Source organism: Pseudomonas sp. NPDC088414 (genome assembly GCF_044753325.1).
Classification (GTDB): Bacteria; Pseudomonadota; Gammaproteobacteria; order Pseudomonadales; family Pseudomonadaceae; genus Aquipseudomonas.
Window position 1 is genome coordinate 117,381 of the sequence record NZ_JBIVMY010000012.1, and the last position, 19,763, is coordinate 137,143.

Genomic DNA, 19,763 nt, shown 5'->3' on the forward strand with positions numbered 1-19,763 from the left:
CCCTCTTTTGACTGGAAGAGCGGGGCCGCTTCGCGCCCCAGCGGGAGCAAGCTCCCTCGCCACAGTGGAATTCCTTCCCCTAGGTTTTAGGCACTGTTCGTCCAGAACTTTCGAGGAAAGTGGCACGGGGCTGCTACACTGCGCGACATTTTGTTTTGCAGGCCAGTCCCGTGACCACCATCGCCACCGCTTTTAATACTCTGCCGCTGTCCGCCGCCATGCTGGCTAACCTCGAATCCCTCGGTTATGCCCAGATGACGCCGATCCAGGCGCAGAGCTTGCCGGTGATCCTCAAGGGGATGGACCTGATCGCCCAGGCCAAGACCGGCAGCGGCAAGACCGCCGCGTTCGGCATCGGCCTGCTCAACCCGATCAACCCGCGCTACTTCGGTTGCCAGGCGCTGGTGATCTGCCCGACCCGTGAGCTGGCCGACCAGGTCGCCAAGGAAGTCCGTCGTCTGGCCCGCGCCGAGGACAACATCAAGGTCCTGACCCTGTGCGGCGGCGTGTCGTTCGGCCCGCAGATCGCTTCGCTGGAGCACGGCGCGCACATCATCGTCGGCACCCCGGGGCGCATCCAGCAGCACCTGCGCAAGGGTTCGCTGGTGCTCGACGGCCTGAACACGCTGATCCTCGACGAAGCCGACCGCATGCTCGACATGGGCTTCTACGACGCCATCGAAGACATCATCGAAAAGACTCCGGCACGCCGTCAGACCCTGCTGTTCTCCGCCACATACCCGGTGGGCATCAAGCAACTGGCGTCGAAATTCATGCGCGATCCGCAAACGGTGAAAGCCGAAGCGTTCCACGACGACACGCAGATCGAGCAGCGTTTCTACGAGATTTCCCCGGAAGAGCGCATGAGCGCAGTGACCAAAGTCCTGCACCACTTCCGCCCGGCTTCCTGCGTGGCGTTCTGCTTCACCAAGCAGCAAGTGCAGGAAACCGTCGATCACCTGACCTCCAAAGGCATCTCCGCCGTCGGCCTGCACGGCGATCTGGAACAGCGTGACCGTGATCAGGTGCTGGCGATGTTCGCCAACCGCAGCACTTCGGTACTGGTTGCCACCGACGTTGCTGCCCGTGGCCTGGACATCGATGCGCTGGACATGGTGATCAACGTCGAACTGGCCCGCGACTCGGAAATCCACATTCACCGCGTTGGTCGTACCGGTCGTGCCGGCGAGAAAGGCATCGCGGTCAGCCTCGTTGCGCCGTCCGAAGCGCATCGCGCGCAAGCCATCGAACAGTTGCAGAAAGCTCCGCTGAACTGGGATCAGGTCGATAACCTCAAGTCCCAGGGCGGCGCCCCGCTGCAGCCACCGATGAGCACCCTGTGCATCGCCGGCGGGCGTAAAGACAAAGTGCGTCCGGGCGACATCCTCGGCGCACTGACTGGTGACGCCGGCATCCCCGGCGCGCAGGTCGGCAAGATCGCGATCTTCGACTTCCAGTCGTATGTCGCCGTTGAACGCACCGTGGTCATGCAGGCGTTGCAGCGCCTGAACAACGGCAAGATCAAGGGCCGTTCGCTGCGCGTTCGCGTTTTGTAAAAACAACGCACGCCCCCCTGTAGGAGCTGCCGCAGGCTGCGATCTTTTGACTTTGTTTTTAAAGAGCAAGATCAAAAGATCGCAGCCTGCGGCAGCTCCTACGGTTCGTTTTGTGGTGATATTTCAGAGGACACCGTTTTGCGCTCTACCGAAGTCGTGATCATTGGCGCTGGCGCCGCAGGGTTGATGTGTGCACTGACCGCCGCCGGGCGTGGGCGTCAGGTGTTGCTGCTCGATCATGCGAACAAGGCCGGCAAGAAAATCCTGATGTCCGGGGGCGGCCGCTGCAATTTCACCAACATGTACACCGAGCCGGGCAATTTCCTCTCGCATAACCCGCATTTCTGCAAATCGGCACTGGCGCGCTACACCCAGTGGGATTTCATCGGCATGGTCGCCAAGCACGGCGTGCCGTATCACGAGAAAAAACTCGGTCAGCTGTTCTGCGATAACAAATCCAGCGACATCCTCGGCATGCTGCTCGATGAGTGCGATCAGGTCGGCGTCGAGCTGCACCTCGACACCTCGATCCAGATCATCGAGAAAGTCGAAAACGGCTACCTGCTCGACACCACCCTCGGCCAGCTCCAGTGCCAGTCGCTGGTGATCGCCACTGGCGGGCTGTCGATCCCGACGCTGGGGGCCACCGGTTTCGGTTATCAGGTCGCCAAGCAGTTTGGCCATGAACTGCTGCCGACCCGCGCCGGGCTGGTGCCGTTCACCATCACCGACCAGCTCAAGGAACTCTGCACCGAACTGTCCGGTACGTCGGTGGATTGTCTGGTCAGCTGCAACGAGCAGAGCTTTCGCGAGAACATCCTGTTCACCCACCGTGGCCTCAGTGGCCCGGCGATTTTGCAGATCTCGTCGTTCTGGGAGCCGGGCGACACCGTGGAGATCAACCTGCTGCCGGATCACGACACCGCCGCGTGGCTGCAACAGCAAGTGGCCGAGCGCCCGAACAGCGAACTGAAAACCCTGCTCGGCGAAATCTTCACCAAGAAGATGGCCAACCTGCTGGCGGACAACTGGTTCGTGTCCAAACCGATGAAGCAGTACACCCACGCAGAACTGGCGCAGATCGCCGACAAGCTCGGCAGCTGGAAAGTCGTCCCGGCCGGCACCGAAGGCTACCGCACCGCCGAGGTCACGCTGGGTGGCGTCGATACTCGCGAAGTGTCGTCCAAGACCATGGAATCGCTGAAAAACCCTGGCCTGTATTTTGTCGGCGAAGTGCTCGACGTCACCGGGCATCTGGGCGGTTTCAACTTCCAGTGGGCCTGGGCCTCGGGGTATGCGGCTGCGCAGTACGTCTGATTCCACTCTTCAGACCTGAAATGCAATCCCTGTGGGAGCTGGCTTGCCAGCGATGGCGGGCTGACATTCAACAGTGATGTTGGAGCTGCCGGCCTCATCGCTGGCAAGCCAGCTCCCACAGTTTCTTTGTCCAGCCATGGAAATTGAGATCGGCACAACGGCTTAAAGGAACACTTTTTGCTGTCAGATGTGATCGGCGCCATTGCGTCGGCGTCATTACTGGCTCAATTTAGCGGCATCGCCTCGGAAGGCCTTCGCACTTCATGTCCTCGACCTCGTTTCGTCAGTCTTTGCGGCGCCTGTGGGCGCTGGATAAATTCAGCTACAGCGTGCGGGTGTTCATCGCCCTGACCGGCAGCATGGCGCTGTGCTGGTATCAGGATGAAATGGGCCTGCTGATCCCGTTGTTTCTCGGGATCATCGCCAGCGCCCTGGCCGAGACCGACGACAGCTGGCAGGGCCGCCTCAACGCCCTCGCCGTGACACTGGTGTGTTTCAGTATCGCCGCGCTGTCGGTGGAGCTGCTCTTCCCCTATCCCATCGTATTCGCCATCGCCCTGGCCTTGGCCAGCTTCGGCCTGACCATGCTCGGCGCGCTCGGCGAGCGTTATGGCGCGATCGCCTCGGCGACGTTGATTCTGTCGGTGTACACCATGATCGGCGTGGATCAGCGCGGTGGCGCGGTCACCGATTTCTGGCACGAACCGATGCTGCTGGTGGCGGGTGCCGCGTGGTACGGCCTGCTGTCGGTGCTGTGGCAGGCGATGTTTTCCAACCAGCCGGTGCAGCAGAGTCTGGCGCGGCTGTTCCGTGAACTGGGTTTCTACCTGAAGCTGAAAGCCTCGCTGTTCGAGCCGATCCGCCAACTGGATGTCGAAGGACGACGGCTGGAACTGGCGCAGCAGAATGGCCGCGTGGTGGCTGCGCTGAACAGTGCCAAGGAAATCATTCTGCACCGGGTCGGCAACGGCCGTCCGGGTTCGAAAGTCAGCCGTTATCTGAAGCTGTATTTCCTCGCCCAGGACATTCACGAACGCGCCAGCTCCTCGCACTATCCGTACAACGCGCTGGCCGATGCGTTCTTCCACAGCGATGTGCTGTTCCGCTGCCAGCGTTTGTTGCGCCAGCAGGGCAAGGCCTGCCGCGCGCTGGCCGAATCGATCCAGATGCGCCAGCCGTTCGTCTACGACGCCAGTTTTGCCGAAGCGCTGACTGACCTCGACGCCTCCCTCGAACACTTGCGCATCCAGAGCAATCCGGCGTGGCGCGGCCTCCTGCGCTCGCTGCGTGCCCTGGCAGCCAACCTCGGCACCCTCGACCGTTTGCTCAGCGACGCGAGCAACCCCGACGCCCTGGCGGACGCCACCGACAGCAGTTTGCTCGATCGCTCGCCACGCAACCTCAAGGACGTGTGGATTCGCTTGCGTACGCAACTGACACCGACTTCCTTGCTGTTCCGCCACGCCTTGCGTCTGCCGCTGGCGCTGAGTATCGGCTATGGCATGGTGCACCTGATTCACCCGTCGCAGGGTTACTGGATCATCCTCACCACGCTGTTCGTCTGCCAACCGAACTACGGCGCGACCCGGCGCAAACTCGGTCAGCGGATTCTCGGCACCGCCATCGGCCTGACCGTGGCCTGGGCGCTGTTCGATCTGTTCCCCAGCCCGCTGGTGCAGTCGTGCTTCGCCATCGCCGCCGGGGTGGTGTTCTTTACCAATCGCACCACGCGTTACACCGTGGCGACGGCGGCGATCACGATCATGGTGCTGTTCTGCTTCAACCAGATCGGCGATGGCTACGGGCTGTTCCTGCCACGCCTGTTCGATACCCTGCTCGGCAGCCTGATCGCCGGCCTGACGGTGTTCCTGTTCCTCCCGGACTGGCAGGGTCGGCGCCTGAACAAGGTGCTGGCCAACACCCTGACCTGCAACAGCATCTACCTGCGCCAGATCATGCAGCAATACGCCGCCGGCAAGAGCGACGACCTCGCCTATCGCCTGGCCCGACGCAACGCGCACAACGCTGACGCGGCACTGTCGACCACCTTGGCGAACATGCTCATGGAGCCGGGGCATTTCCGGAAGGAAGCGGATGTCGGTTTCCGTTTTCTGGTGCTGTCGCACACCTTATTGAGTTACCTGTCAGGGCTTGGCGCACACAGGGAAACCCAATTACCAGCCGATGTGCGTGAGCATTTGATTGATGGTGCCGGGGTGAAGCTGGCGACGAGCATCGATGAAATCGCCCAGGGCCTGGCGAACAAACAACCGGTAGCGATTCAGAGTGACGAAGAGGAAGCGCTGGCCAACGAGCTGGAACAGATGCCGGACGAGATCGATGAAGGGCAGCGGTTGGTGCAGACGCAACTGGCGTTGATCTGCCGGCAGTTGGGGCCATTGCGGACGTTGGCGGCGCATCTGATCAAGGACACCAGCGAGGCTTAAGGTGACCGGACTGGCCCCATCGCTGGCAAGCCAGCTCCCACATTGACTTGTGCACGCCGCAAAACCTGTGGGAGCTGGCTTGCCAGCGATGAGGGCATCAGCAACAACACAACTCTGGTATCAGATGCTCACATCCCATGCTGCCTCAGCAACTTGTCATAACTCCCATCCGCCTTCATCGCCGCAATCGCCTTATCGAACCCGGCCACAATCTGCTCATGCTGCGGATTCTTCAGACTCACCAGAATATGCAGGCTGTTCTCGCTCAACGGCTTGGGCAGGAACTCCACGGCGTTGCGCACTTTGGCTGATTCACGGGCCAGGTAATAGCGCGCGACGTATTCATCTTCCAGGGTCAACTTGACCCGATCCGCCGCCAGCATGCGCACGGCCATGGCGAAGTTATGCACAGGGACTTTCTCCAGCGCGGTATCGGCATCGAACGCCTGCGAGTAGGCATAACCGCGCACCACCGCCACCGGGTAGGTGTGCAGTTGTTCCAGGCCGCTGTAGTCCAGCGGCGTGTCCTTGCGCTTGAGAAAGCGGATGCGATTGAGCAGGTACTCGCCAGAGAACTGGCCGATCTTGGTCCGTTCGTCGTTGTACCAGGCGTTGACCAGCACGTCGTATCGTCCTTCGCCCACCCCCAGCAGCGCCCGCGCCCACGGCACCTGCTCGTAGTCGCTGGCATAACCGGCCCGCGCCAGCGCGGTGCTGACGATGTCGGTGGCCAGGCCACCGTTGACCAGCGTGTCGTCGGTAAAGGGTGGCCAGATATCGAACACCAGCCGCAACTTGTCCGCTGCGGCGGTTTGGGCCAGCAAGAGCAATCCGATCAAAGCAAAGGCTCGATGCAGTCGCGGCATGCTTGAAAATCCTTAGCGGGCGGGCTGCCCGGCGTGTTTTCAGTCAAAACCTAAAGGCCCCTTACCGGCGAAACCCAGGCCCTAACATTAGCTCATTGAAGCCAGTGCACAGCGCTTTCCAGCAGATTACACAAAGCAGCGAAGGTCGCGAGAAAGGAATGATGGCATTTTGACCTTTGTCACAGACTGTTCCGCCATACAGACATCCAGGGCCTGTGCGCTTAGTATCGGGCGACGGATTTCAAGGAGTCGGAAGATGACAATCGAGTGGATCTGCAAGCATCACAGCGATCTGGGCAAAGAACAGTTGTACGCGTTGCTGAAACTGCGCTCGGACGTATTTGTGGTCGAACAGAAATGCGCCTACCCGGACCTCGACGGCCAGGATCTGGACGGCGACACCCATCACCTCATGGGTTGGGAAGAGGATCAACTGTTGGCCTATCTGCGCCTGCTCGATCCCGAGTCCCAGGGCGGTGACGTGGTGATCGGGCGCGTGATCATTGCGCCGCAGGGCCGTGGCAAAGGTCTGGGGCATGTGATGATGGAACACGCGCTGAAACAGGCCGAGAAGCATTGGCCGCAGGTGCCGATCTATCTGTCGGCGCAGGCGCATTTGCAGGGGTATTACGGCAGGTACGGGTTTAAGCCGGTGGGTGAGGAATACCTGGAGGATGACATTCCGCACATAGGCATGCGTCGTCCTTGAGGCCCTCATCGCTGGCAAGCCAGCTCCCACAGGTTCAGCGGTTGTTCACAATAACTGTATTCGCTGGAGATCCTTGTGGGAGCTGGCTTGCCAGCGATTGTGTCAGCTCAGACACCGCAGGACTCAGGGATACTCCAGCACAGCCTTGATCTGCCGCAGATTGCGCTCGATCCACCCGCGATCGATCGCCCCCCACTCGCGAATCCGATAGCGCCCGGCATGATTGCGCGCGCCCTCTTCCTGCTCGAATTCACAGACGATATCCAGATCGGCCAGCGCGGCGATCGTGTCCTGCGCCGTGCGCCGGGGCATGCCGGTCACCTCGGTCAGCGCAGGGACGCTTGGGGCCAGGCCGCTGTCGATCAGGTAGGCCACGTAAAGGCGCCGGTAAAAACTGCTTTTGGTCTTGCTGACGTCCATGCATGGGCTCCGTTAATTAAAAGATCAAAAGATCGCAGCCTGCGGCAGCTCCTACATGAGATCGCAGCCCAACTGTAGGAGCTGCCGCAGGCTGCGATCTTTTGATCTTCATTGCATATCGCGCCACGTCAGGTACACCCGCAGATCGAACTCGACCTGGTGATACCCCGGCAGCATGTGTTCACACAATTTGTAGAAGGCCTTGTTGTGATCCGATTCCTTGAAGTGCGCCAGTTCATGCACGACGATCATCTTCAGGAACTCGGGGGCCGCCTCCTTAAATAACGAGGCGATGCGAATCTCTTTCTTGGCCTTGAGCTTGCCACCCTGCACCCTTGAAACCGTGGTGTGCAGGCCCAGCGCGCGGTGCGTCAGGTCGAGGCGGTTGTCGAACAGCACTTTGTCGATGGCCGGTGCGTTGCGCAGGTATTCCTGCTTCAGGTCCAGCGCGTAGCTGTACAGCGCCTTGTCGCTCTGCACATCGTGACGCCCCGGATAGCGTTGGTTCAGGTAATCACCCAGACGCTGCTCAGCGATCAGTTGGCGCACCTGATCCTGCAATTGCGCGGGATAGGCCTGGAGGTATTTCAACGCAGTCATGGACACGGCAACACGGTTCGAAAAGAGCGCCAGTGTAGCGAATTCAAACCGGCAGCGCGCTCCAGTCAAACGGTTTGACAAAGCTGACCGCGTCCTCGGAGGTCAGTGGACGTGCCACCAGGAAACCCTGCACGTATTCGCAGCCATGCGCCTGTAGCCATTGATACTGTTCGATGGTTTCCACACCTTCGGCGATCACCAGCAAGCCGTATTGTTTACACAGATTGATCACGTTGCTGACCAGCGCCGCGTCGCGCGTCGAATCCGGCAGCCGCGCAATCAGGTGTCGATCCAGCTTGAGCGTGTCCAGCTCCAGATCACGCAGATGCGTCAGCGAGCACGGCCCCGAACCAAAATCATCCAGCGCCACGCGCACCCCGAGATTACGCAGCAGGCGCAGCTGCTTTCGGGTCTCGTCGGGGTTGTGCATCAGCGCGTCTTCGGTGATTTCCACCTCCAGTTGCCGTGGCTGCAGCGCGTGCCGCTCCAGCACCTGACGCAACTCGGTGACCAGGTTCGGCAGACCGAACTGGGTGTTGCTCAAACTCACACCGAGCACCAGATCCTCGGCAAACAGGGTTTCCCAGGCTTTGCGCTGGCCGGCGCCGCGATGATAGATCCAGCTGCCGAGCCGACTGATCAGCCGTGCCTCTTCCAGCAGCGGCAGGAACAGCCCCGGCGGCACGTCGCCGACGCTCGGATGCTGCCAGCGCAGCAGCGCCTCGAAGCCGCGGATCTGCCCACTGTCGATCGCCACTTGCGGCTGATACACCAGATTGAAATCGCGGTTCTCGATGGCATTGCGCACGCTCTCTTCGAGCATCAGCCGCGAACGGGCGCGACCATTCATTTCGTGATCATAAAAGCGATATTGCTGACGCCCGGCACGCTTGGCTTCATACATGGCAATGTCCGAGGCGCGCAGCAATCCGTCGAGGTTCGAGCCGCAGTCCGGGTAGGTGGCGATGCCGATACTCGCGCCGAGGGCGATGTCCAGTCCTTCGATCTGCTGGCAGACCGATACCCGCTCGATGAGCTTCTCGGCAATCTTCGCCGCCTGCTCGGGAAACTCCAGATCGAGCAGCGCGGTGAACTCATCACCGCCCATGCGCGCCAGAATGTCGAACGGCCGCAGGCAGGCTTTCAATTGCTCGGAGACCCAGCGCAGCACCCGGTCTCCGGCATCATGACCAAGGGAATCATTGACCCGTTTGAAGCCATCGAGATCCAGATACAGCAGCACCCAACTGCTGTCGCTGCGTTCACCGCGCAGCAGCAGGTTCTCCACCGTCTGATAAAAACCCCGGCGATTGAGCAGACCGGTCAACGGATCGGTGACCGCTTGAAACTCCAGTTGCTGGTGCAGGTGACGCACCACCGACATGTCCAGCACCGTCACCACCATCGCCCGCTGCTCGGCCGGCAGCGGCGCACAGGACAACGCCACCGGCACCTGTTGCCCCGGCGCCGTGCGCAACAGCGCATCGTGCAGACGCAAGGTCTCACCGCGTTTATAGCCAGCCAACAACTCGGAATCGGCCCACAACGGGATGTGCGGTTTCTGCAGGTAATCGAGAAATTCCTTGCCCTCCAGTTCCTTCACCGGCGCATTCAGCAGCCGCGAAATCGCCGGATTGGCGAAGCGGATCAAGCCGTCCTCACCGAGCACCAGAATCCCTTCCGCCGCGTTATCCAGCACCGAGGCATTGAAGGCCCGCGCGACCTCCAGATCATGACTCAGGCGCTGCAAGGCGCGGCGGTTGCGCTGGTGTTCGAGCAACGCCTGGACTTTCGGTTTGAGGATCTGCGGATCGAACGGCTTGAACAGGTAATCCACCGCGCCACTGGCATAGCCCTTGATTACGGCATCCTGGGACTGTTCGTTGGCGGTGAGGAAAATGATCGGCGTGAGGCGTGTGCGCTGGCTGCCGCGCATCAGTCGCGCGACTTCAAAACCGTCCATGCCCGGCATCTGCACATCCAGCAGCACCAGATCGACGTCGTGTTCAAGCAGCAAATTGAGCGCCTCGAAGCCGGAGGCAGCGGTCATGACGTGCCAATCCTGACGCTGCAGCAACGCGCGCATGCTGATCAGGTTTTCAGGGTAATCATCAACGATCAAAAGGACAGAGCTGCCTTCACCTGGCTGGGGTTGCGCGCATTCCATGCTGCTTCTCTTGTCGGGACATCTCTTGTCGGACTATCGGCCGGTTTCTCGTGAAAACCGTACAGTTACTGAGCCATCACTCTAGTCGCGGATCTGTGAAAGCAGAAGCTGTCACGCCGCCATCATTTAGCCAAAGCGGCGACTTACCGACTAACGGTCACCCCTGCAGCCCCCGAAAACCGGCGTAGATGGCATTTCGACAGGATGTTGACGCCAATCATCTGCCAAACGGGCGTTAACAAAAAACTCCTCTACGCTTATAACTGCCGCCCGAAAAGGCGCGGGCTAGAGCTTCTGGCACTCGCGTTCAGGATGAATTGAGTGGAAGAACCGACATGATCGATCTCGCAACCTGGAACCTCAGCGTTCCCGTCGGCAGTCCGCCGTACACCGTCGAAACCTCCAAACTGGTGAATGGCTTCAAGGATCAGTACTTCCATTCCGACACCGGCACGCTGTTTTTCTGGTCACCGGTTACCGGGTCAAAAACCGAAAACGCCATCTATCCGCGCACCGAACTGCGCGAAACCTTCAGCAACGGCACCTTGCGCAACTGGTACTACCCGGATGCGGACAACACCCTGCGCGCGACCCTCGCGGTGAACAAGGTGCCCAGCTCCGGCAAGATCGTCATCGGCCAGATCCACGCCTATGAAAGCCAGCGCCCGATGGTCAAGCTCGAATACCAGTACAAGGAAAAGACCCAGAACGGCAACCTGGTGATCAAGGTCCGCATGCACCCCGACGACAAGGAAAGCCGCGTCATTACCCTCGCCACCGGCATCAAACTGGACAACGAATTCAACTACCTCATCCACTTGAGCCCCGGCGGTGCGCTCGGCGTGAGCGCGGCGGGTTACCAGTGGGATTCACAGATCAGCGCCACTTGGCGCAACAAGCCGCTGTACTTCAAGGCCGGGGTGTATGTGCAGGACAACACCGGGTATACCAGTGAGGGTGGGCAGGTGACTTTCAGCAAGCTGGATATCGATCACGACAAGTGACATCGACGGCCTCGATACTTACGCAAAATCCTGTAGGAGCGGGCTTGCTCGCGAATACGGAGTGTCATTCAACATCAATGTTGCTGACCCACCGTATTCGCAAGCAAGCCTGCTCCCACAGGGGATCAACTGCGTGATGAAGATCCAGGGAGGTCTAGTCTTGCAACGGTTTAAACCTATTTCAGGACTAGACACCTGATTCTCCTTTCCCACCCTTTCCTACGAAACGGAAGTAGGGAAATTTATAAAAAACTCACCATCCGAAACTGCGAACCCCTTATCCCCTGGCTCCTTATGAAATCTAAATTTCCCTTTAACAACTCCAGAGCTATTTTTTTCCAGCACAAATAATCCAGATTGAGGCCTCCATGCAGGGGCATATCGCGCGTCGCATACAAAATCAATTACATTGGGGAAATCGGGATAATAGTGATATGTACCTGGAACAAGATCCTTGGAGAATAAAAACAAAATATCTTCAGAATAATGTTCAGTATGGCTACTTGAATGCACATAAATGTTGTCAGAGTAATCTCCAGAAAGATGGGTAGACTTATAATCAGCTTTCTCTTCGCCACTTTCGCCATCCTTGCCGTACAAGATACAGCTGACCTCCCCTCTGAGCTCATGCTTTTTAAATTTCTCACGGACATCAATGCTTGACATATCAATCTCTCCATTACATAGAAGGAACAAAATCAGTAAAGGGAGGGATAAATATGTTTATCGTTACTTCCTCTCTGATTGCATTGAGACGATAGGCTGCAATGAATTTTAAATCACCTGTCATAAATGACAGTTTTTTATACGATTTCGAAATAAGCAAAACAATTTATGCAGCCGTTAACGAAATTTATTTTTCTCTCAACAATAACTATGCATTCGACCGCATCACGTGCGGGGAAAATGTCACACATATCGGGCTTATCGAGAGAAAATTTAAAAAACTTTTTTAACGACATTTTTAGCCGCCAGCCGTTAATTTGTTCACAATGAAAAACTCACATAAAAAACCCGCCACTTGGCGGGTTTTTCATTTACGCGATCAAACGCCCAGGCTTAGTTAACCTTCGCGTTCAACTCACCCTTCAGATAACGCTGATACATCGCTTCCAACGAGATCGGCTTGATCTTCGAAGCATTACCGGCAGTGCCAAACGCTTCATAACGAGCGATACACACGTCACGCATCGCCGTCACGGTAGCGCCGAAGAATTTACGTGGGTCGAACTCGCTCGGGTTGGTGGCCATCAGGCGACGCATGGCGCCAGTGGACGCCAGGCGCAGGTCGGTGTCGATGTTGACCTTGCGTACGCCGTACTTGATGCCTTCGACGATTTCTTCAACGGGTACGCCGTAGGTTTCTTTGATGTCGCCGCCGTACTGGTTGATGATCGCCAGCCACTCTTGTGGCACGGAGGAGGAGCCGTGCATCACTAGGTGGGTGTTCGGGATGCGCTTGTGGATTTCCTTGATTCGGTCGATCGCCAGCACGTCACCGGTAGGTGGCTTGGTGAACTTGTAGGCACCGTGGCTGGTGCCGATGGCGATGGCCAGGGCATCGACCTGAGTCTTCTTGACGAAGTCAGCGGCTTCTTCCGGGTCGGTCAGCATCTGGCTGTGATCCAGAACGCCTTCGGCGCCGATGCCGTCTTCTTCACCGGCCATGCCGGTTTCCAGCGAACCCAGGCAGCCCAGCTCGCCTTCTACCGAAACGCCGCAGGCGTGAGCCATGGCAACGGTTTGTTGGGTCACGCGGACGTTGTATTCGTAGTCGGTCGGGGTCTTGCCGTCTTCGCCAAGGGAGCCGTCCATCATCACCGAGCTGAAGCCCAGCTGGATGGAGCGCTGGCAGACGTCAGGGCTGGTGCCGTGGTCCTGGTGCATGCACACCGGGATGTGCGGGAATTCTTCGATCGCGGCCAGGATCAGGTGACGCAGGAATGGAGCACCGGCGTATTTACGGGCGCCGGCCGAAGCCTGGACGATCACCGGGGAGTCAGTCTTGTCAGCGGCTTCCATGATGGCGCGCATCTGCTCAAGGTTGTTGACGTTGAAGGCTGGAACGCCGTAGCCGAACTCGGCTGCGTGGTCCAGCATCTGGCGCATGCTGATAAGTGCCATTTTGTGTGTCTCTCCCGGTTGAGGGTCGTTAATCGTGCCAGCCTGCCGGAGCGGCGGCGGCTATTCAAGTGATTGCAGATCGGGGGTTGAGGCCCGGTCTGGTGATTCGATAAAGCCAAACCTGCAGGTGTACCGACCTGTGGCGAGCGAGCTTGCTCGCGCTCGGCTGCGAAGCAGTCGTCAAACCTGCCAACACGGTCATTCCGAAACACCGCGCCGAAAGGTTTTGGGATCGCTTCGCGCTCCAGCGGGAGCAAGCTCCCTCGCCACAAAAGCCATTGCCACAATGAATCTGCGGCGTATTCGTTTACTCGGCCTTGCAGCCGCGGCCAATCAGGTCATTGGTGGCGACCCAGTACACTAGGCCTTCGTCACCCTTGACGTGAAACGCCAGCATGCCGTCGCTGTACAGCACACCCGAGGCTCCCGGCTCTTCTTTCAAGCGATAGACCTGATCACCGCCGCCCAGCCGTACATCGACTTCCTTCTGGCCGGCATCGACGTAGCGCCACAGCACTTTGGCCTGGCTGTCGCAGGTCCAGGTGGTCCAGTTGTCCGCAGGCGCGGACGACTGAAACAGGTTCATCTGCGCGCAACCGCCCAACAATGCCAACGCCGCAATGGCGATCAAGCCTTTCATCCGTGTTCCTCGACTGACAGCCAACGCCGCCAGCCCTGAGTTAAAGAGTCAGACCGGTCAAGGACAACCATGTTCCTTGGCCGGGGTTTGCGTCTCGTATTTGTCCAGACCGTCCGGTCCCGAGCGCTTGTTCAGCACCGGGTTGGTTTCGGCCTGCCAGTCGGCCTGATAGCAGCCTTTCTGTGCCGCATCCGGCGCAGGTGTCGCCTCGGCCTTCGGGTTACTCCCGCAGGCCGCCAGCGTACCGCTCAGCAACAACAGCGCTAACGACTTGACCATCTGAACACTCCTTTGCCTGGCCAAACGGGCGGCCTCAGGCCTTGGCCCGACTTTCCAGGACTTCAACGGCCGGCAGCACCTTGCCTTCGACGAATTCGAGGAACGCGCCACCACCGGTGGAAATGTAGGAGATTTGCTCGGCCACGCCATATTTATCGATGGCCGCCAGGGTGTCGCCACCGCCGGCAATGGAGAACGCGGCGCTGTCAGCGATGGCCTGGGCCAGCACTTTGGTGCCGTTGCCGAACTGGTCGAATTCGAACACGCCGACCGGACCGTTCCACAGGATGGTTTTCGACGATTTCAGCAATTCGGCGAAGTTGGCTGCGGTTTGCGGGCCAATGTCCAGAATCATGTCGTCAGCGGCAACGTCAGCGATCAGCTTGACGGTGGCTTCGGCGCTTTCGGCGAATTCCTTGGCCACCACCACGTCTACCGGCAGCGGTACGCTGACCTTGGCGGCGATGGCGCGCGCGGTGTCCAGCAGGTCCGGCTCGTACAGCGACTTGCCGACCGGGTGACCGGCTGCAGCCAGGAAGGTGTTGGCGATGCCACCGCCGACGATCAGTTGATCGCAGATCTGGCTCAGGCTGTTGAGGACGTCGAGCTTGGTCGAGACCTTGGAACCGGCAACGATGGCAGCCATTGGTTTGGCCGGTGCGCCCAGCGCCTTGCCCAGTGCGTCCAGCTCAGCGGCCAGCAGCGGGCCAGCCGCCGCAACTTTGGCGAACTTGGCCACGCCGTGGGTCGAACCCTCGGCGCGGTGCGCGGTGCCGAAAGCGTCCATCACGAACACATCGCACAGGGCGGCGTATTGCTGGGCCAGTTCGTCGGCGTTCTTTTTCTCGCCTTTGTTGAAGCGCACGTTTTCGAACAGCACGATGTCGCCGGCCTTGACGTCAACACCGCCCAGGTAATCGGCCACCAACGGCACTTCGCGGCCCAGGGCCTTGCTCAGGTAGTCGGCGACTGGCTTGAGGCTGTTCTCGGCGGAGAACTCGCCTTCGGTCGGACGGCCCAGGTGCGAACACACCATCACCGCCGCGCCTTTTTCCAGGGCCAGCTTGATGGTCGGCAGCGAAGCCAGGATACGCGCATCGCTGGTGACAACACCGTCCTTGACTGGGACGTTGAGGTCTTCGCGGATCAATACGCGCTTACCTTGCAGATCGAGGTCGGACATCTTCAACACGGTCATGGGTCGCACTTCCTGAGTAACTGTTCTTAGAGAGCAGGTTTTTTTGAAATCGCTGTTTGCAGATAGTGTTCTGCAACGTCCAGCATTCGGTTGGCAAAACCCCATTCGTTGTCGAACCAGGCCAGAATGTTCACCAGCTTCGGGCCGGAAACACGGGTCTGACTGGCATCGACGATGGCCGAATGTGGGTCATGGTTGAAATCACAACTGGCGTGCGGCAACTCGGTGTAGGCCAGCAGGCCTTTGAGCGGGCCGTTGGTGGCGGCTTCGCGCAGGATCCGGTTGACCTCGTTGGCATCGGTTGCGGTGGCGGTCTGCATCGTGATGTCGAGGCAGGACACGTTGACCGTCGGCACGCGTACGGCTTTGGCCTGAATTCGCCCGGCAAGTTCCGGCAGCAGACGCTCGATGCCACGCGCCAGACCAGTGGACACCGGGATCACCGACTGGAACGCCGAACGGGTGCGGCGCAGGTCTTCGTGGTGATAGGCGTCGATCACCGGTTGGTCGTTCATCGCCGAGTGGATGGTGGTAATCGACACGTAATCCAGGCCGATCGCCTTGTCCAGCAGACGCAAAAGCGGCACGCCGCAGTTGGTGGTACAGGAGGCGTTGGACACCAGCAGCTCATCGCCGGTCAGGCAATCCTGGTTGACGCCGTAGACGATGGTGGCATCGACATCCGCCTCGCTGGCCATGGGCTGCGAGAACAGCACGCGTGGCGCGCCGGCGTTGAGGAACCGCTGGCCGTCTTCACGGGTGTGATAAGCGCCGGAACATTCGAGCACCAGGTCGATGCCCAGCGCCGCCCAGTCGATGCCCTCGGGGGTGGCACTGCGCAGGACCTTCACGCAGTCGCCATTGATATGCAGACAATCGCCGTCTACTCGCACTTCGCCGGGAAAACGGCCGTGGGTGGAGTCGAAGCGTGTCAGGTATTCGATGCTGGCCATGTCCGCCAGATCGTTGATCGCGACAATTTCAAACCCGGCCTTCTCGCCACGCTCGAACAACGCACGCAAGACGCAACGACCAATCCGGCCGTAGCCGTTGAGTGCAACTTTGTAGGGACGCGGTTGAGGCATGGGGTTCTCGATAGTACGCGGGCAGACACAGTGCTTATTTGCGACACATCCCTTGTGGGAGCTGGCTTGCCAGCGATAGGGCCATCCGCTTCAACATAAATGCTGACTGATAGGACGCTATCGCTGGCAAGCCAGCTCCCACAGGGAATTGCGGTGACCGCTCGATCACCGTGTTGCGGCTTAGTCTTCCAGCAGCTCTTCAGCCTGACCCAGGATGTTGTCCAGGGTGAAGCCGAATTCTTCGAACAGTGCCGAAGCCGGAGCCGATTCGCCGTAGGTGGTCATGCCGATCACGCGACCTTCCAGACCCACGTACTTGAACCAGAAGTCGGCGTGAGCCGCTTCGATCGCGATACGGGCGCTGACCTGCAACGGCAGAACCGATTGCTTGTAGCCGGCGTCCTGCGCATCGAACACACTGGTGCAAGGCATGGAAACCACACGCACCTTGCGGCCTTGCTCGGTCAGTTTGTCGTAGGCCTGAACGGCCAGACCAACTTCCGAACCGGTGGCGATCAGGATCAGCTCAGGCTCGCCTGCGCAGTCCTTCAACACGTAGCCACCGCGGCTGATATCGGCGATCTGGCCGGCATCGCGTTCCTGGTGCTGCAGGTTCTGACGAGAGAAGATCAGCGCCGAAGGGCCGTCTTTACGCTCCAGCGCATTTTTCCAGGCCACTGCCGATTCAACGGCATCGGCTGGACGCCAGGTGTCGAGGTTCGGCGTGGTACGCAGGCTGGTCAGTTGTTCGATCGGCTGGTGCGTCGGGCCGTCTTCGCCCAGACCGATGGAGTCGTGGGTGTAGACGTGAATCACACGCTTCTTCATCAGCGCCGACATGCGCACCGCGTTGCGCGCATATTCCATGAACATCAGGAAGGTCGCGCCGTAAGGCACCAGGCCGCCGTGCAGGGACACGCCGTTCATGATCGCGGTCATGCCGAATTCGCGCACGCCGTAGTACATGTAGTTGCCGCTGGCGTCTTCAGCGCTGACACCTTTGCAACCTTTCCACAGGGTCAGGTTGGAGCCGGCCAGGTCAGCCGAGCCGCCGAGCAGTTCCGGCAGCAGCGGGCCGAACGCGTTCAGGGTGTTCTGGCTGGCTTTACGGCTGGCGATGGTTTCGCCTTTGGCCGCCACTTCAGCGATGTAGGCCGAGGCTTTTTCCGCGAAGTCAGCCGGCAGTTCGCCGCTCAGACGACGGATCAGCTCGTTGGCTTCGGTCGGGAATGCCGCGGAGTAGGCAGCGAAACGCTGATCCCACTCGGCTTCGGCGGCGCGACCTTTTTCCTTGGCATCCCACTCGGCATAAATGTCGGCCGGGATTTCGAACGGGCCGTAGTTCCAGTTCAGCGCCTGACGGGTCAGAGCGATTTCCGCGTCACCCAGTGGGGCGCCGTGGCCCGCTTCCTTGCCCTGCTTGTTCGGCGAACCGAAACCGATGGTGGTCTTGCAGCAGATCAGGGTCGGCAGCGGGCTCTTGCGCGCGGTCTCGATGGCGGTCTTGATCTCTTCCGGATCGTGACCGTCGACGTTGCGGATTACCTGCCAGTTGTAGGATTCGAAACGCTTCGGCGTGTCATCGGTGAACCAGCCTTCGACTTCGCCGTCGATGGAGATGCCGTTGTCATCGTAGAAGGCGATCAGCTTGCCCAGACCCAGCGTACCGGCCAAGGAAGCGACTTCGTGGGAAATGCCTTCCATCATGCAGCCATCACCGAGGAACACATAGGTGTGGTGATCAACGATATCGTGGCCAGGACGGTTGAACTGCGCGCCCAGGACTTTTTCCGCCAGGGCGAAGCCGACAGCATTGGCCAGACCCTGACCCAGCGGGCCGGTGGTGGTTTCGACGCCCGGGGTGTAGCCGAATTCCGGGTGGCCCGGGGTGCGGCTGTGCAGTTGACGGAACTGCTTGAGGTCGTCGATCGACAGGTCGTAACCGGTCAGGTGCAGCAGCGAGTAGATCAACATCGAGCCGTGGCCGTTGGACAGCACGAAGCGGTCACGGTCGGCGAACGATGGATTGCTCGGGTTGTGCTTGAGGTAGTCGCGCCAAAGTACTTCGGCGATATCTGCCATACCCATAGGGGCACCGGGATGGCCGCTGTTGGCTTTTTGCACGGCATCCATGCTGAGGGCACGAATGGCGTTGGCACGCTCACGACGGCTAGGCATCGCTGATCTCCTGGGTGTGAATAGATTGAAACGGAAAAAAGGAGGGCATTTTCCCTCACCGGAGCGCTTCGGGGCAATGACAGATAGTCATCCAGAGGCGTTTTTCCCGTGCTGGGCGGCGGTTTCGTCTGGTGAAACCTTTCCGCTGTTCGTTTGTAGAGTTAACCAGCCAGTGAGAAGTGCCATCTATCGAGCAATATCAAAACTTTTTGATATTGCCCTTGCGGCGCTTTCCCACCGTCACTAGACTGCTGCCCCATGAACTTACGCGTGCCTTCCATTCGCCATGACGACTGCGACGAGCTGGCGGCCCTGTGCAAGGCCGGTGGCGATCCGCTGCGCCTGAATGTATTGCGCGCGCTGGCCAACGACTCGTTCGGCGTTCTGGAGCTGGCGCAGATTTTCGGCATCGGTCAGTCCGGCATGAGCCACCACCTCAAGGTGCTGGCCCAGGCCGATCTGGTGGCGACACGCCGTGAAGGCAACGCGATTTTCTATCGCCGCGCCCTGCCCCACACCGAATTGCTGGGCGGCAAGTTGCACGCCGCGTTGTTAGAAGAAGTCGACAATCTGGCGCTGCCGGACGACGTGCAGGCGCGCATCGCGCAGGTCCACGGACAACGTGAAGCCGCCAGCCAGGATTTTTTCACTCGGGTTGCAGAGAAATTCCGCGCCCAGCAAGACTTGATCGCAGGCCTGCCGCAGTACCGCGACAGCGTGCTGGCCCTGCTCGACAAACTGAACTTCAATGGTGCTGCCACGGCCATTGAAGTCGGCCCCGGCGATGGTGCTTTTCTGCCGGAACTGGCCCGTCGCTTCAGCAACGTAACCGCGCTGGACAACAGCCCGGCGATGCTCGAACTGGCGCGTCAGGTATGTGAGCGTGAACGGCTGGCTAACGTCAGCCTGCAATTGGCCGATGCATTGAATGGCACAAGCCTGACGGCCGATTGCGTGGTACTGAACATGGTGTTGCACCATTTCGCCGCGCCGGCCGAAGCGCTCAAGCACATGGCCGGCCTGCTGCAACCGGGCGGTAGCCTGCTCGTGACAGAGTTATGTAGCCACAACCAGAGTTGGGCGTGGGTGTCCTGCGGTTATCTGTGGTTGGGGTGTGAACAGGTCGATTTGGCCCGTTGGGCCACCTCTGCGGGACTCGGTCCCGGGGAAAGC

General features: G+C 59.6%; 17 protein-coding genes. 6 read left to right on the plus strand and 11 right to left on the minus strand.

The window, feature by feature from the left end; genetic code table 11:
- Nucleotides 1-170 precede the first annotated feature (170 nt).
- The 3 genes from dbpA (at nt 171) to yccS (ending at nt 5,320) form a co-directional block, all read left to right on the plus strand.
- On the plus strand, nt 171-1,556 hold the full coding sequence (gene dbpA, locus ACIP8I_RS13505) for an ATP-dependent RNA helicase DbpA (RefSeq protein WP_007962660.1): 1,386 nt from the start codon (nt 171-173) through the stop codon (nt 1,554-1,556).
- A 138-nt stretch (nt 1,557-1,694) separates the two neighbouring features.
- Nucleotides 1,695-2,873 carry an NAD(P)/FAD-dependent oxidoreductase gene (locus tag ACIP8I_RS13510; RefSeq protein ID WP_400761721.1) on the plus strand — a complete coding sequence of 393 codons (1,179 nt, stop codon included), beginning with the start codon at nt 1,695-1,697 and terminating at the stop codon, nt 2,871-2,873.
- A gap of 263 nt (nt 2,874-3,136) precedes the next feature.
- Nucleotides 3,137-5,320, plus strand: a complete 2,184-nt coding sequence (gene yccS / locus ACIP8I_RS13515; RefSeq protein WP_400761724.1) for a YccS family putative transporter — start codon at nt 3,137-3,139, stop codon at nt 5,318-5,320.
- A 128-nt stretch (nt 5,321-5,448) separates the two neighbouring features.
- On the opposite strand, the gene ACIP8I_RS13520 is transcribed toward yccS, so the two are convergent.
- Nucleotides 5,449-6,186 carry a substrate-binding periplasmic protein gene (locus tag ACIP8I_RS13520; RefSeq protein ID WP_400761727.1) on the minus strand — a complete coding sequence of 246 codons (738 nt, stop codon included), beginning with the start codon at nt 6,184-6,186 and terminating at the stop codon, nt 5,449-5,451.
- A gap of 256 nt (nt 6,187-6,442) precedes the next feature.
- On the opposite strand from ACIP8I_RS13520, the gene ACIP8I_RS13525 reads away from it, so the two are divergent.
- Nucleotides 6,443-6,895 carry a GNAT family N-acetyltransferase gene (locus ACIP8I_RS13525; protein ID WP_400761729.1) on the plus strand — a complete coding sequence of 151 codons (453 nt, stop codon included), beginning with the start codon at nt 6,443-6,445 and terminating at the stop codon, nt 6,893-6,895.
- Nucleotides 6,896-7,018: 123 nt separating this feature from the next.
- On the opposite strand, the gene ACIP8I_RS13530 is transcribed toward ACIP8I_RS13525, so the two are convergent.
- The 3 genes from ACIP8I_RS13530 to ACIP8I_RS13540 form a co-directional block, all read right to left on the minus strand.
- Complete coding sequence (locus tag ACIP8I_RS13530) at nt 7,019-7,315, minus strand: helix-turn-helix domain-containing protein (protein ID WP_003229005.1); 297 nt, start codon at nt 7,313-7,315, stop codon at nt 7,019-7,021.
- A gap of 108 nt (nt 7,316-7,423) precedes the next feature.
- Nucleotides 7,424-7,915, minus strand: a complete 492-nt coding sequence (locus ACIP8I_RS13535; protein ID WP_367086042.1) for a M48 family metallopeptidase — start codon at nt 7,913-7,915, stop codon at nt 7,424-7,426.
- A gap of 43 nt (nt 7,916-7,958) precedes the next feature.
- The gene (locus ACIP8I_RS13540; RefSeq protein ID WP_400761731.1) at nt 7,959-10,082 is read right to left on the minus strand and encodes a putative bifunctional diguanylate cyclase/phosphodiesterase; all 2,124 of its coding nucleotides are present in this window, start codon (nt 10,080-10,082) and stop codon (nt 7,959-7,961) included.
- Nucleotides 10,083-10,417: 335 nt separating this feature from the next.
- Here ACIP8I_RS13540 and ACIP8I_RS13545 point away from each other — a divergent pair, with 335 nt between their 5' ends.
- A complete protein-coding gene (locus ACIP8I_RS13545; RefSeq protein ID WP_367086044.1) occupies nt 10,418-11,086 on the plus strand; it encodes a polysaccharide lyase family 7 protein in 669 nt (222 codons plus the stop codon).
- A 219-nt stretch (nt 11,087-11,305) separates the two neighbouring features.
- On the opposite strand, the gene ACIP8I_RS13550 is transcribed toward ACIP8I_RS13545, so the two are convergent.
- The 7 genes from ACIP8I_RS13550 to tkt all read right to left on the minus strand — a co-directional run bounded on the left by ACIP8I_RS13550 (nt 11,306) and on the right by tkt (nt 18,590).
- Nucleotides 11,306-11,752 (minus strand): hypothetical protein, encoded by a 447-nt coding sequence (locus ACIP8I_RS13550; protein WP_400761733.1) that lies wholly within the window; start codon nt 11,750-11,752, stop codon nt 11,306-11,308.
- A 393-nt stretch (nt 11,753-12,145) separates the two neighbouring features.
- On the minus strand, nt 12,146-13,210 hold the full coding sequence (fba, locus tag ACIP8I_RS13555; protein ID WP_003177554.1) for a class II fructose-bisphosphate aldolase: 1,065 nt from the start codon (nt 13,208-13,210) through the stop codon (nt 12,146-12,148).
- 307 nt (nt 13,211-13,517) lie between these two features.
- Nucleotides 13,518-13,850, minus strand: a complete 333-nt coding sequence (locus tag ACIP8I_RS13560; RefSeq protein ID WP_400761736.1) for an MliC family protein — start codon at nt 13,848-13,850, stop codon at nt 13,518-13,520.
- A 57-nt stretch (nt 13,851-13,907) separates the two neighbouring features.
- Nucleotides 13,908-14,129, minus strand: a complete 222-nt coding sequence (locus ACIP8I_RS13565) for a hypothetical protein (protein WP_400761739.1) — start codon at nt 14,127-14,129, stop codon at nt 13,908-13,910.
- 34 nt (nt 14,130-14,163) lie between these two features.
- A complete protein-coding gene (locus ACIP8I_RS13570) occupies nt 14,164-15,327 on the minus strand; it encodes a phosphoglycerate kinase (protein ID WP_007961877.1) in 1,164 nt (387 codons plus the stop codon).
- A 26-nt stretch (nt 15,328-15,353) separates the two neighbouring features.
- On the minus strand, nt 15,354-16,412 hold the full coding sequence (epd, locus tag ACIP8I_RS13575; protein WP_400761741.1) for an erythrose-4-phosphate dehydrogenase: 1,059 nt from the start codon (nt 16,410-16,412) through the stop codon (nt 15,354-15,356).
- 180 nt (nt 16,413-16,592) lie between these two features.
- Nucleotides 16,593-18,590: a transketolase gene (tkt, locus tag ACIP8I_RS13580; RefSeq protein WP_400761743.1), complete on the minus strand. Its 1,998-nt coding sequence runs from the start codon at nt 18,588-18,590 to the stop codon at nt 16,593-16,595.
- Between the two features lie 258 nt (nt 18,591-18,848).
- On the opposite strand from tkt, the gene ACIP8I_RS13585 reads away from it, so the two are divergent.
- A partial coding sequence (locus tag ACIP8I_RS13585; RefSeq protein ID WP_400761746.1) for an ArsR/SmtB family transcription factor occupies nt 18,849-19,763 on the plus strand: 915 nt, incomplete at its 3' end.